Source organism: Pseudomonas sp. TH07 (assembly GCF_016651285.1).
GTDB lineage: Bacteria > Pseudomonadota > Gammaproteobacteria > Pseudomonadales > Pseudomonadaceae > Aquipseudomonas.
Window position 1 is genome coordinate 4,838,892 of sequence record NZ_JAEKED010000001.1, and the last position, 13,240, is coordinate 4,852,131.

Annotated in this window: 8 protein-coding genes; 7 read left to right on the forward strand and 1 reads right to left on the reverse strand. The window is 64.2% G+C overall.

Annotation, left to right across the window (positions count from 1 at the left end):
- Positions 1 to 69: 69 nt before the first annotated feature.
- The 7 genes from JFU57_RS22205 to JFU57_RS22230 all read left to right on the forward strand — a co-directional run bounded on the left by JFU57_RS22205 (position 70) and on the right by JFU57_RS22230 (position 12,607).
- A complete protein-coding gene (locus JFU57_RS22205; RefSeq protein WP_201130790.1) occupies positions 70 to 1,386 on the forward strand; it encodes an MdtA/MuxA family multidrug efflux RND transporter periplasmic adaptor subunit in 1,317 nt (438 codons plus the stop codon).
- Positions 1,383 to 4,481 carry an MdtB/MuxB family multidrug efflux RND transporter permease subunit gene (locus JFU57_RS22210; RefSeq protein WP_078472111.1) on the forward strand — a complete coding sequence of 1,033 codons (3,099 nt, stop codon included), beginning with the start codon at positions 1,383 to 1,385 and terminating at the stop codon, positions 4,479 to 4,481. Before JFU57_RS22205 ends, JFU57_RS22210 begins: the two co-directional genes overlap by 4 nt.
- Positions 4,478 to 4,606 (forward strand): hypothetical protein, encoded by a 129-nt coding sequence (locus tag JFU57_RS33450; RefSeq protein WP_274610407.1) that lies wholly within the window; start codon positions 4,478 to 4,480, stop codon positions 4,604 to 4,606. The genes JFU57_RS22210 and JFU57_RS33450 overlap by 4 nt, the downstream gene beginning before the upstream one ends.
- Entirely contained in the window at positions 4,603 to 7,710 is a 3,108-nt protein-coding gene (locus tag JFU57_RS22215; protein WP_078472112.1) for an efflux RND transporter permease subunit, read from the forward strand. The genes JFU57_RS33450 and JFU57_RS22215 overlap by 4 nt, the downstream gene beginning before the upstream one ends.
- Complete coding sequence (locus JFU57_RS22220) at positions 7,707 to 9,209, forward strand: efflux transporter outer membrane subunit (RefSeq protein ID WP_201130791.1); 1,503 nt, start codon at positions 7,707 to 7,709, stop codon at positions 9,207 to 9,209. The genes JFU57_RS22215 and JFU57_RS22220 overlap by 4 nt, the downstream gene beginning before the upstream one ends.
- 351 nt (positions 9,210 to 9,560) lie before the next feature.
- Positions 9,561 to 11,642, forward strand: coding sequence for a putative bifunctional diguanylate cyclase/phosphodiesterase (locus JFU57_RS22225; RefSeq protein WP_201130792.1), 2,082 nt, complete (start codon positions 9,561 to 9,563; stop codon positions 11,640 to 11,642).
- 218 nt (positions 11,643 to 11,860) lie between these two features.
- Positions 11,861 to 12,607 carry an SDR family oxidoreductase gene (locus tag JFU57_RS22230; protein ID WP_078472115.1) on the forward strand — a complete coding sequence of 249 codons (747 nt, stop codon included), beginning with the start codon at positions 11,861 to 11,863 and terminating at the stop codon, positions 12,605 to 12,607.
- Positions 12,608 to 12,676: 69 nt separating this feature from the next.
- Here JFU57_RS22230 and JFU57_RS22235 read toward each other — a convergent pair whose 3' ends face one another.
- Complete coding sequence (locus JFU57_RS22235) at positions 12,677 to 13,225, reverse strand: hypothetical protein (RefSeq protein ID WP_242487534.1); 549 nt, start codon at positions 13,223 to 13,225, stop codon at positions 12,677 to 12,679.
- Between the last annotated feature and the right edge of the window lie 15 nt (positions 13,226 to 13,240).

The following is a 13,240-nucleotide window of genomic DNA, read 5'->3' on the forward strand; positions in this document are numbered from 1 at the left end:
AAAGGCGCTTTGCTAATCCCCCGCCAGTGCTTATCTTTCAGCCTTCTCAAGAAGACCTCCTCGCGCCCAATGGTTGATCATTCCATGCAATCCTCCGCTCCCCGCAAATCCCGTCGCTGGCTGTTCGGCCTGCTCGTCCTGCTGGTCATTGCCGTCCTGTGCTGGAAATTCTGGCCCGCGTCGAGCACCTCGAAGGACGAAGCAGCACCCAAGGCCGCCGCCGGGCATGCGGGCAGAAGCGGGGCGATGCGTCCGGGGTTCGGCGGGGCGACCGGGCCGATCCCGGTGCGCGTGGCGCCGGCGACCGAGGGCGACTTCCCCGTGTATTACAAGGCGCTGGGCACCGTTACGGCACTGAACACCATCAATGTGCGCAGCCGGGTCGCCGGTGAGCTGGTCAAGGTGGCGTTCGAGGAAGGGCAGATGGTCAAGGCCGGCGACCTGCTGGCGGAAATCGACCCGCGACCTTACCAGAACGCCTTGCTCCAGGCCGAAGGCACGCTGTTGCAGAACCAGGCCCAGTTGAAGAATGCCCAGGTCGACCTGGAGCGCTACCGTGGCCTGTATGCCCAGGACAGTATTGCCAAGCAGACCCTGGACACCGCCGCCGCACTGGTGGGCCAGTACCAGGGCACGGTCAAGACCAACCAGGCGGCGGTCAACGACGCCAAGCTCAACCTGGAATTCACCAAGATTCGCGCGCCGATCGCCGGTCGCCTCGGCCTGCGCCAGCTGGACGTCGGCAACCTGGTGGCGGCCAACGACACCACGGCGCTGGTGATCATTACCCAGACCCAGCCCATCAGCGTCGCCTTCACCTTGCCGGAAAACAGCCTCGACACCGTGCTCGCCCGTTACCACAGCGGTGCCAAGCTGCCGGTCGAAGCCTGGAATCGCGGCGACACCCAGTTGCAGGCCACCGGCGTGCTGCAAAGCCTGGACAACCAGATCGACACCACCACCGGCACCCTGAAGTTCAAGGCGCGCTTCGATAACCGCGACCAAAGCCTGTTCCCCAACCAGTTCGTCAATGTGCGGCTGCTGGCCGATACCTTGAAAAAAGTGATCCTGGCCCCGTCGGCGGCGATCCAGTTCGGCACCAATGGCACCTTCGTCTACGCGCTGGATGGCGACAACAAGGTGCAGATCCGTCAGCTCAAGGTGGGCGACAGCAACGGCGAATCGACGGTGATCAAGGAAGGCCTGGCCGCCGGCGACCGCGTCGTGCTCGAAGGCACCGACCGCCTGAAGGACGGCAGCGCGGTGGAGGTGGTCAACGACAGCGTCGACGTGCCGACCACCCCGACTGAACACCTGCAAGGCAAGCCGACCACCTCCACCGGAACCCCGGCCGCCGGGACCAAGGCGCAAAAGGGCGGCGCATGAATCTCTCGCGGCTGTTCATCCTTCGCCCGGTAGCCACCACCCTGAGCATGCTGGCCATTGTCCTGGCCGGCCTGATCGCCTATCGGCTGTTGCCGGTGTCGGCCTTGCCCCAGGTCGATTACCCGACCATCCGCGTCATGACCCTGTACCCAGGGGCCAGCCCGGACGTGATGACCAGCGCGGTTACCGCGCCCCTGGAACGCCAGTTCGGGCAGATGCCCGGCCTGACCCAGATGGCGTCCACCAGCTCCGGCGGCGCCTCGGTGCTGACCCTGCGCTTCAACCTCGACATCAATATGGATGTCGCCGAGCAACAGGTGCAGGCCGCGATCAATGCCGCCACCAACCTGCTGCCCAAGGATCTGCCGGCGCCGCCGGTGTACAACAAGGTCAACCCGGCGGACACCCCGGTGCTGACCCTGGCCATCACTTCCAAGACCATGTTGCTGCCCAAGCTCAATGACCTGGTCGATACGCGCATGGCGCAGAAAATCGCCCAGATCAGCGGCGTGGGCATGGTCAGCATTGCCGGCGGCCAGCGCCAGGCGGTGCGGATCAAGGTCAACCCCGAGGCCCTGGCGGCCAACGGCCTGAACCTGTCGGACGTGCGCACCCTGATCGCCGCGTCCAACGTCAACCAGCCCAAGGGCAACTTCGACGGCCCGACCCGGGTCTCGATGCTCGACGCCAACGACCAGCTGACGTCGCCCAAGGATTACGCCGAACTGATCCTGGCCTACAACAATGGCGCGCCGTTGCGGCTCAAGGATGTGGCGCAGATCGTCGATGGCGCGGAAAACGAGCGCCTGGCAGCCTGGGCCAACGAGAACCAGGCCGTGCTGCTGAATATCCAGCGCCAGCCCGGGGCCAACGTGATCGAGGTGGTGGACCGAATCAAGGCCTTGCTGCCGAGCATCACCGATAACCTGCCAGCCGGCCTGGACGTCATGGTGCTGACCGACCGCACCCAGACCATCCGTGCCTCGGTCACCGACGTGATGCACGAGTTGCTGATCGCCGTGGCGCTGGTGGTGATGGTCACCTTCCTCTTTCTGCGTCGCGCCAGTGCCACCCTGATTCCGTCGATCGCCGTACCGCTGTCGCTGGTCGGCACCTTCGGCGTGATGTACCTGGCCGGGTTCTCGGTGAACAACCTGACCCTGATGGCCCTGACCATCGCCACCGGGTTCGTGGTGGACGATGCGATCGTGATGCTGGAAAACATCTCGCGTTATATCGAGGAAGGCGACAGCCCGATGCAGGCGGCGCTCAAGGGCGCCAAGCAGATCGGCTTCACCCTGATCTCCCTGACCCTGTCGCTGATCGCGGTGTTGATTCCGCTGTTGTTCATGGCCGATGTGGTGGGGCGCCTGTTCCGTGAGTTCGCCATCACCCTGGCGGTGGCGATCCTGATTTCCCTGGTGGTGTCCCTGACCCTGACCCCGATGATGTGCGCGCGCCTGCTCAAGCGCGAACCCAAGCCTGAAGAACAGGGCCGCTTCTACCGCGCCAGCGGCGCCTGGATCGACTGGCTGATCGAAAGCTACGGCCGCAAATTGCAGTGGGTGCTCAAGCACCAGTTCCTGACCCTGCTGGTGGCCATCGGCACCCTGGGCCTGACGGTGCTGTTGTACCTGGTGGTGCCCAAGGGCTTCTTCCCGGTGCAGGACACTGGGGTCATTCAGGGTATTTCCGAGGCGCCGCAGTCGGTGTCCTTCGCGGCCATGAGCCAGCGCCAGCAGGAGCTGGCCAAGATCATCCTCGAAGACCCGGCGGTGCAGAGTCTGTCGTCCTACATCGGGGTCGATGGCGACAACGCCACCCTCAACAGCGGCCGCCTGCTGATCAACCTCAAGCCCCACAGCGAGCGGGACCTGAGCGCCAGTCAAGTGATCGCGCGGATCCAGCCCCAGGTCGACAAGCTGATCGGCATCCGTCTGTTCATGCAGCCGGTGCAGGACCTGACCATCGAAGACCGGGTCAGCCGCACCCAGTATCAATTCAGCATGTCGTCGCCGGACGCGGAACTGCTCAGCCTCTGGAGCCAGCGCCTGGTGGAAGCCCTGGCCCAGCGCCCGGAACTCACCGATGTCGCCAGTGACCTGCAGGACAAGGGTTTGCAGGTGTTCCTGGTGATCGATCGCGACGCCGCCTCGCGGGTCGGGGTCTCGGTGTCGAACATCACCGACGCGCTGTATGACGCCTTCGGCCAGCGCCAGATCTCCACCATCTACACCCAGGCCAGCCAGTACCGCGTGGTGCTTCAGGCCCAGGCCGGGGAGAGTATCGGGCCCCAGGCCCTGGAGCAGATCCACGTCAAGACCACCGACGGCGGCCAGGTCCGGCTGTCGAGCCTGGCCCATGTCGAAGAGCGCCAGGCGCAGTTGGCGATTGCCCACATCGGCCAGTTCCCGGCGGTGATGATGTCGTTCAACCTGGCACCGGGCGTGGCCCTGGGGCAGGCGGTCGACATCATCGAGCAGGTGCAGCAGCAGATCGGCATGCCGGTGGGGGTGCAGACCCAGTTCCAGGGTGCGGCCGAAGCGTTCCAGGCCTCGTTGTCGAGCACCTTGCTGCTGATCCTGGCGGCGGTGGTGACCATGTACATCGTGCTCGGCGTGCTCTACGAGAGCTACATCCACCCGATCACCATCCTCTCGACCCTGCCTTCGGCGGCGGTCGGTGCCTTGCTCGCGCTGATCCTCAGCGGCAATGACCTGGGGATGATCGCGATCATCGGCATCATCCTGCTGATCGGTATCGTCAAAAAGAACGCGATCATGATGATCGACTTCGCCCTCGACGCCGAACGCAACCAGGGCATGGCGCCGGAGAAAGCCATCTACCAGGCGGCGCTCCTGCGTTTCCGGCCGATCCTGATGACCACCCTGGCGGCATTGTTCGGTGCCGTGCCGCTGATGCTGGCTACGGGTTCCGGCGCCGAACTGCGCCAGCCCCTGGGCCTGGTGATGGTCGGCGGCCTGTTGGTGAGCCAGATCCTCACGCTGTTCACCACGCCGGTTATCTACCTGTACTTCGATCGCCTGGGGCGCCGCTTCGGCAAGCGCGAAGTCGGCCAGGAGCAGGGCGTATGAAGCGGCGCAGCGGCCAGTTGCAAGCCGCAAGCCGCAAGCTGAATCAAGAGCAGCAGCAAAAGCATGCGCCGATCGCGCTTTTCTCTTGCAGTTTGAGGCTTGAAGCTTGGAGCTGCTCCCGATGAACCTGTCCGGACCGTTCATCAAGCGCCCGGTGGCGACCATGCTGCTTTCCTTGGCGATCATGCTGCTGGGCGGCGTCAGCTTCGGCCTGCTGCCGGTGGCGCCGCTGCCGCAGATGGATTTCCCGGTGATTGTGGTCCAGGCCAGTCTGCCCGGGGCCAGCCCCGAGGTGATGGCGTCCACCGTGGCCACACCCCTGGAGCGCTCGTTCGGGGCGATTGCCGGGGTCAACACCATGAGCAGCCGTTCGAGCCAGGGTTCGACCCGGGTGATTTTGCAGTTCGACCTGGACCGCGACATCAACGGCGCCGCGCGGGAAGTGCAGGCGGCGATCAACGCCTCGCGCAACCTGCTGCCCAGCGGCATGCGCAGCATGCCCACCTATAAGAAGGTCAACCCGTCCCAGGCGCCGATCATGGTGCTGTCGCTGACCTCCGACGTATTGCAGAAGGGCCAGCTCTACGACCTGGCCTCGACCATCCTTTCGCAAAGCCTGTCCCAGGTGCCGGGTGTGGGTGAGGTGCAGATCGGCGGCAGCTCGCTGCCGGCGGTGCGCATCGAACTCGAACCGCAATTGCTCAACCAGTACGGCGTGGCCCTGGACGATGTGCGCAACGCCATCGCCAATGCCAACCAGCGCCGGCCCAAGGGTTCGGTGGAAGACGATCAGCGGCTGTGGCAGATCCAGGCCAACGACCAGCTGGAAAAGGCCAAGGACTACGAACCGCTGATCATCCACTACAAGGACGGCGCAGCCCTGCGCCTCAAGGACGTGGCCAAGGTCAGCGATGGCGTCGAGGACCGCTACAACAGCGGCTTCTTCAATGACGACGCGGCGGTGCTGCTGGTGATCAACCGCCAGGCCGGGGCCAACATCATCGAGACAGTGAACGAGATCAAGGCCCAGTTGCCGGCGTTGCAGGCGGTGCTGCCGGCCAGCGTCAAGCTCAACTTGGCCATGGACCGCTCGCCGGTGATCAAGGCCACCTTGCACGAGGCCGAAATGACCCTGCTGATCGCCGTGGCCCTGGTGATCCTGGTGGTGTTCCTGTTCCTCGGCAACTTCCGTGCCTCGCTGATCCCGACCCTGGCGGTGCCGGTGTCGCTGGTGGGCACTTTCGCCATCATGTACCTGTACGGGTTTTCCCTGAACAACCTGTCGCTGATGGCGCTGATCCTCGCCACCGGGCTGGTGGTGGACGATGCCATCGTGGTCCTGGAGAACATTTCCCGGCATATCGACGAGGGCATCGCGCCGATGAAGGCGGCGTACCTGGGGGCCAAGGAAGTGGGCTTTACCTTGCTCTCGATGAACGTGTCGTTGGTGGCGGTGTTCCTCTCGATCCTGTTTATGGGCGGGATCATCGAGAGCCTGTTCCGCGAATTCTCCATCACCCTGGCGGCCTCGATTGTGGTCTCGCTGGTGGTGTCCCTGACCCTGACCCCGATGCTTTGCGCGCGCTGGCTCAAACCCCACGTCCCGGGCCAGGAAAACCGTCTGCAACGCTGGAGCCAGCGCAGCAACGAGTGGATGACCGAAAAGTACGCCACCAGCCTGGACTGGGTGCTGCGCCATCGGCGCCTGACCCTGCTCAGCCTGCTGCTGACCATCGGTGTCAACGTGGCGCTGTATGTGGTGGTGCCCAAGACCTTCCTGCCGCAGCAGGACACCGGGCAACTGATCGGTTTCGTGCGCGGCGACGACGGCCTGTCGTTCAGCGTGATGCAGCCGAAGATGGAAATCTTCCGCCGCGCCGTGCTCAAGGACCCGGCGGTGGAAAGCGTGGCCGGCTTTATCGGCGGCAGCAACGGCACCAACAACGCCTTTATGCTGGTGCGCCTGAAACCGATCAAGGAACGCAATATTTCCGCGCAGAAGGTCATCGAGCGCATGCGCAAGGAAATGCCCAAGGTCGCCGGCGCCCAGCTGATGCTGATGGCCGACCAGGACCTGCAGTTCGGCGGTGGCCGCGAGCAGACCACCTCGCAGTATTCTTACATCCTGCAAAGCGGCGACCTCGGATCGCTGCGCGAGTGGTACCCGAAGGTGGTGACCGCGCTCAAGGCCCTGCCGGAGCTGACCGCCATCGATGCCCGCGAAGGCCGTGGCGCGCAACAGGTGACCCTGGTGGTTGACCGCGACCAGGCCAAGCGCCTGGGGGTGGACATGGACATGGTCACCGCAGTGCTGAACAACGCCTACAGCCAGCGCCAGATCTCCACCATCTATGACAGCCTGAACCAGTACCAGGTGGTGATGGAGGTCAACCCGAAATACGCCCAGGACCCGATCACCCTGAACCAGGTGCAGGTCATCACCAGCGCCGGCGCGCGGATTCCGCTGTCGACCATCGCCCATTATGAAAACAGCCTGGAAGACGACCGCGTCAGCCACGAGGGCCAGTTCGCCTCGGAAAGCATTTCCTTCGACATGGCCGAAGGGGTGACGGTGGAGCAGGGCACGGCGGCCATTGAGCGGGCCATCGCCAAGCTCGGCATGCCGGAAGACGTGATCGTCAAGATGGCCGGCACCGCCGACGCCTTCGCCGCGACCCAGAAGAGCCAGCCGTTCATGATCCTCGGCGCGCTGCTGGCGGTGTACCTGGTGTTGGGCGTGTTGTACGAAAGCTACATCCACCCGCTGACCATCCTCTCGACCTTGCCCTCGGCCGGGGTCGGGGCCTTGCTCTCGATCTACCTGCTGGGGGGCGAGTTCAGCCTGATCTCGCTGCTGGGCCTGTTCCTGCTGATCGGGGTGGTGAAAAAGAACGCGATCCTGATGATCGACCTGGCGCTGCAACTGGAACGCCACCAGGGCCTGGCGCCGCTGGAGTCGATCCGCAGTGCCTGCCTGCTGCGGCTGCGGCCGATCCTGATGACCACCCTGGCCGCGATCCTCGGCGCTGTGCCGTTGCTGCTGAGCACCGCCGAAGGCGCGGAAATGCGCCAACCCCTGGGCCTGACCATTATTGGCGGGCTGATCTTCAGCCAGGTGCTGACCCTTTACACCACCCCGGTGGTTTACCTGTATCTCGATAAACTGCGCCATAAATTCAACCACTGGCGTGGAATACGTACCGATGCCGCTCTGGAAACGCCGCTATGACTGACTGTTCGCCTCGCAACTCTCTTGTGCGCTCCGCCCAGCGCCTGGCCCTGGCTCGTGGCTCGCGCCTGTTGAGCCTGAGCCTGAGTCTGGCGCTGCTCAGTGCCTGCGCCATCGGCCCGGATTATCAGCGCCCGCAAGTGGCTGAGCCGGCGCAGTACAAGCAGGCCGAGGGCTGGCGCCAGGCCAACCCCAGCGATGCCCTGGCCCGTGGCGCCTGGTGGGAGCTGTATGGCGATGCGCAACTCAATGGGCTGGTGGAGTCGCTGAACAGCGCCAACCAGACCGTGGCCCAGTCCGAAGCCCAGTACCGCCAGGCCCAGGCCCTGGTGCGCAGCGCACGGGGTTCGTTGTTCCCTTCGGTGGACCTGAGCGCCGGCAAGACCCGCGCCAGCCAGGGCACCGGCAGCAGCAGTTCGGGGCTGAGCAGTTCCTCCAGCGGCATCCGCGACACCTACAACAGCCAGTTGGGCGTGAGTTGGGAGGCGGACGTGTGGGGCAAACTGCGCCGTGGCCTGGAAGCCAACGAAGCCAGCGCCGAGGCCAGCTTTGCCGATCTGGCGGCCATGCGCCTGAGCCAGCAGTCGGAACTGGTGCAGAACTACCTGCAACTGCGGGTGATCGACGAGCAGAAGCGTTTGCTCGAAGCCACGGTGGCGGCGTATCAGCGTTCCCTGACCATGACCGAGAACCAGTACCGCGCCGGGGTGTCCGGCAAGGATGCGGTGGCCCAGGCCCAGACCCAGCTCAAGAGCACCCAGGCCGACCTGATCGACCTGATCTGGCAGCGCGCCCAGCTGGAAAACGCGATTGCGGTGCTGATCGGCCAACCTCCGGCGGGTTTCAGCCTGGCCGAGACCCAGAGCATCCCGGCCTTGCCCCAGGTGCCCCTGAGCCTGCCGTCGCAGTTGCTGGAGCGGCGCCCGGACATCGCCTCGGCCGAGCGCTCGGTGATCGCGGCCAACGCCAATATTGGCGTGGCCAAGGCGGCCTACTACCCGGACCTGACCCTGAGCCTGGCGGGCGGCTACAGCAGCAGCACCTATGCCGACTGGATCAGCCTGCCCAACCGCTTCTGGTCGGTGGGACCCAAGTTGGCGATGACCCTGTTCGACGGTGGTCAGCGCTCGGCGGAAGTCGACCGTACCGAGGCGGTGTACGACCAGACTGTGGCCAAGTACCGGCAAACCGTGCTCGACGGGTTTCGCGAGGTGGAAAACTACCTGGTGCAGCTCAAGGTCCTGGAAGACGAGAGCGCCGTGCGCCAGCAAGCCCTCGACGCGGCCCGGGAATCCCAGCGCCTGACCGAGAATCAATACAAGGCCGGGCTGATCGCCTATCTCGATGTGGTCGCGGTCCAGGCCACGGCCCTGAGCAACGAACGCAATGTGCTGAACCTGCTGCAAAGCCGCCTGGTGGCCAGCGTCCAACTGATCGCCGCCCTGGGCGGTGGCTGGGACGGCCAGTTGCAAGCCAGCGAGCAAAAGCCCAACCCTTGAAACCCCACGGCGGCTACAGATTTGTCCCACGGCGCCCCTGTAGCCGCTGCCCCAGGCTGCGCCGTTCCTAAAACCCGACAACCCTCCACCTGACACCCCTCCGGCGCCTGTCCGGCCCAGCGCAGCCTGGCGGCAGCGGCTACAGTGAGGCTTGTTGTTTTTGGGGGGCGGAGCGGCTGATTTCGAGGCATGCCCACAGGGCCCGTAAGGGCATGCCGGGCCGGAATAAAGTCTTCCGTCTGACTAATGGCGTTCTGCTCACTTTGTGAGTGCGTTCTGCCGTGCAATCAGTACAATCTGCCGCTTTGCCCACCGAGCCTGGATCCAGGCTTAACGGCTGCGAGACCCTTGATGCTCATTGGTTCCTACTCTCCCGCGCTGGTCGTCATTTCGCTGTTTGTGGCGATTCTTGCGTCCTATACCGCTCTGGATCTCACAGGGCGTATTGCCACTACCCGTGGCCTGGCGGCGCAGCTGTGGATGGTCGGCGGCGCGCTGGCCATGGGGGTGGGTGTATGGTCGATGCACTTTATCGGCATGTTGGCCTTTGAGTTGCCGATCGAGCTGGGCTACGACCTGTCGATCACCGCTTTGTCGCTGCTGATTTCCATCCTGTCCTGCGGTTTTGCCCTATGGCTGGTGAGCCAGACGCGCCTGCCGTTCTGGCAGTTGGGTTTTGGCGCCCTGGTGATGGGGGCCGGGATCAGCGGCATGCATTACACCGGGATGGCGGCGATGCGCATGCAACCGGGCATCGACTACGATCCGACGCTGTTCAGCGCGTCGCTGCTGATTGCCGTGGGCGCATCGGCCGCGGCCTTGTGGATCGCCTTCCGCCTGCGCCGCAATACCCCCCATGTGCGCCTGGTCCGGGCCGGTGCAGCGGTGATCATGGGCATCGCGATTGTCGGCATGCATTACACCGGCATGGCCGCCGCGCGGTTTGCCGATGGCAGTTTCTGCGGCGCCCTGGGCAATGGCCTGAATGGCAAGGGCCTGGATAACCTGGTGCTGATCACCACCCTGGCGGTGCTGATCATCGCCTTGCTGACCTCGGTGCTCGATGCGCGCCTGGAAGCGCGCACGGCGATCCTGGCCGAGTCGCTGACCGAGGCCAACCGCGAGCTGACCCAGCTGGCCTTGCACGACACCCTGACCAGCCTGCCGAACCGGATCCTGCTGGCCGACCGGATCGACCAGGCCATGCACCGGGTGACGCGCCAGGGTGGCTGCTTCGCCCTGATGTTTATCGACCTGGACGGGTTCAAGCCGGTCAACGATGCCTTCGGCCACCATATGGGCGACCAGTTGCTGCGGGAGGTGGCCCAGCGTTTGCGCGAGGATTTGCGCAACGAAGACACCCTGGCGCGGATCGGTGGCGATGAGTTCGTGCTGCTGGTGCAGCTGGCCGAGCCCGATGACGCCATGCGCGTGGCTGCACGCCAGGTCGGGCTGATTTCCCGGGTGTTCCGGGTGGCCGACCATGACCTGCAGATCTCCGCCAGCATCGGCATTGCGGTGTACCCGGGCAATGGCCAGAACGCCCAGGAACTGCTGATGAACGCCGACGCCGCGATGTACCACGCCAAAGGCGCCGGCAAAAATGGCTACAGCTTCTTCGATGCATCGATGAACACCAACGCGCGCCGACAACTGCAACTGTTGCAGGACTTGCGCAACGCTCTGGATCAGCAGCAGTTCAGCCTGCACTACCAGCCCAAATTCGATGCGGTGAACGGCTTGCCGGTCGGTGCCGAGGCGCTGTTGCGCTGGAACCACCCGCAACAGGGGCTGCTGTTGCCGGACAAATTCATCGAGCTGGCGGAAAAGACCGGGCTGATCATTCCGATTGGCGAATGGGTGCTCAACGAAGCGTGCCGGCAGATGCGCGAGTGGTATGTGCAGGGCTACACCGGCTGGCGTATCGCGGTAAACCTGTCGGCATTGCAGTTCTGTCATGCCGGGTTGGTCAAGAGTGTCGCCGGTGCCTTGGCCCGCTATGAGCTGCCGGCCAACAGCCTGACCCTGGAAATCACCGAAACCACGGCCATGAGCGATGCCGATGCGAGCATGACGGTGCTGCAGCAGCTGTCGGACATGGGGGTGGACCTGTCCATCGATGATTTCGGCACCGGTTATTCCAGCCTGATGTACCTCAAGCGCTTGCCGGCCAACGAGCTTAAAATCGACCGCGGTTTCGTTCGCGACCTGGAGCACGACAGCGATGACGCGGCGATTGTCTCGGCCATCGTCGCCCTGGGTCAGGCCCTGGGTTTGCGCATCGTCGCCGAGGGCGTGGAAACCGGTGTCCAGCAGAACTTCCTGACCCAATTGGGCTGTGATTCGCTGCAAGGGTATTTCCTTGGCCACCCACTGCCCGCCGAACGTTTTATGCAAGACATCCAACTCGCCGAGCAAACACAAAACCCGTAGCTGCTGCCGAGGAATGAGGCTGGGTTGGGCTGGCCGGGTCGGGCGCCGGAGTAATCTGGAAGGAATGCGGCGTAGCGGACGGCCAGGCGCCGCAGCTATGTCGGGAAGGATTGCAGTGTTGGAGAGGACCAGGCATCCACTGGGCAAAGCAGTTTTCATCGCTGCGCGCAGGGTGTTTAATTGCCCGGGTTTAAAGGATCAGCAAGGGGATTGGCCGTATGGATAAAGTCATCGTCATCACTGGCGGCGGACGGGGGATTGGCGCTGCCACGGCGGTGCTCGCCGCGCAGCAGGGCTATAGGATCTGCATCAATTACCAGGCCGACGAACAATCGGCGCTCGCGGTGTTGGAGCAAGTGCGCGCGCTGGGGGCCCAGGCCATTGCGGTCCGCGCCGATGTGAGCATCGAGGACGAGGTGATCAGCCTGTTCAACCGGGTCGACGCCGAACTGGGACGGGTGACCGCCCTGGTCAACAATGCCGGGACCGTGGGGCACAAATCCCGTCTCGACGAGATGTCCGAGTTCCGCATTCTCAAAGTACTCAAGACCAATGTCCTGGCGCCCATGCTGTGCGCCAAGCAGGCGGTGCTGCGCATGTCGCCACGCCATGGCGGGCAGGGCGGCAGTATCGTCAATGTGTCGTCGGCCGCGGCGCGCCTGGGTTCGCCCAACGAGTACATCGACTACGCCTCGTCCAAGGGCGCGCTGGACACCTTCACCCTGGGCCTGTCCAAGGAAGTGGCCGGGGAGGGGATCCGGGTCAACGCGGTGCGTCCGGGTTATATCTTCACCGACTTCCATGCCCTGAGCGGCGACGCCGACCGTGTCAGCAAGCTCGAAAGCGCGATCCCCATGGGCCGCGGCGGACGCCCTGATGAAGTGGCCGAGGCGATTATCTGGCTGCTGTCGGACAAGGCCTCGTACTCCACCGGCAGCATCATCGACCTGGCTGGCGGCCGTTGATTCGCGCTTGAGCCTGGGACCGCTGCACAGCGCAGCGGGAGCCAACTCCCTCGCCACGGGCAGGCCGCTTCAGCCCAGGCGCGGCCTGCGGCTGCGGTGGCTCAGCAGCAAGGCCAGCAGCAGCCCCAGCAGGCTGATGCCGTACATCATGTGCAGGCTCAGGAAGTAGTCCAGGGTTTCACCAGGGCGCACGCAGCTGTAGCTGAAGCCCTGGCCATCCTGGGTCACGCCCGGCGCGGCACTCAGGTCTACCGCCACCTGGGGTGGCGACACTGGATCAGGGTTGCCGATGTCGGTCCAGGTCTGGCTCGCCAACTGGTCGATTGCCGCCAGTTGCGCGCCGTTGCAGCGGTGGAGTGCATAACCGCCGATGATCAGCAGCGCGAATATCAGGATCAGCATCGGTATCACGTAGTAGCGCTGCGCAGGCAACACGCGCACCACCACCAGCCCTGTAATAAAGCCCGAGACCAGCAGGTTGGTCCAGATTGGCAAACTGTCGTTCCAACTGTCGGGGATCAGCAGCATCAATGCGTAGGGCACGACCAGGCTCATCAGCAGTTTGCACAGGGCAGCCGCCAATACGGCGACCAGCAAGGGTTTGATCAAGGATTTCATGGGCAATTCATAACC

What these genes read in the sequence shown, in the direction of transcription:
- JFU57_RS22205 (WP_201130790.1), top strand. Translation starts at nt 70, where the DNA reads ATGGTTGATCATTCCATGCAATCCTCCGCTCCCCGCAAATCCCGTCGC.
- JFU57_RS22225 (WP_201130792.1), top strand. Translation starts at nt 9,561, where the DNA reads ATGCTCATTGGTTCCTACTCTCCCGCGCTGGTCGTCATTTCGCTGTTT.
- JFU57_RS22215 (WP_078472112.1), top strand. Translation starts at nt 4,603, where the DNA reads ATGAACCTGTCCGGACCGTTCATCAAGCGCCCGGTGGCGACCATGCTG.
- JFU57_RS22230 (WP_078472115.1), top strand. Translation starts at nt 11,861, where the DNA reads ATGGATAAAGTCATCGTCATCACTGGCGGCGGACGGGGGATTGGCGCT.
- JFU57_RS22210 (WP_078472111.1), top strand. Translation starts at nt 1,383, where the DNA reads ATGAATCTCTCGCGGCTGTTCATCCTTCGCCCGGTAGCCACCACCCTG.
- JFU57_RS22220 (WP_201130791.1), top strand. Translation starts at nt 7,707, where the DNA reads ATGACTGACTGTTCGCCTCGCAACTCTCTTGTGCGCTCCGCCCAGCGC.
- JFU57_RS33450 (WP_274610407.1), top strand. Translation starts at nt 4,478, where the DNA reads ATGAAGCGGCGCAGCGGCCAGTTGCAAGCCGCAAGCCGCAAGCTGAAT.
- JFU57_RS22235 (WP_242487534.1), bottom strand. Translation starts at nt 13,225, where the DNA reads ATGAAATCCTTGATCAAACCCTTGCTGGTCGCCGTATTGGCGGCTGCC.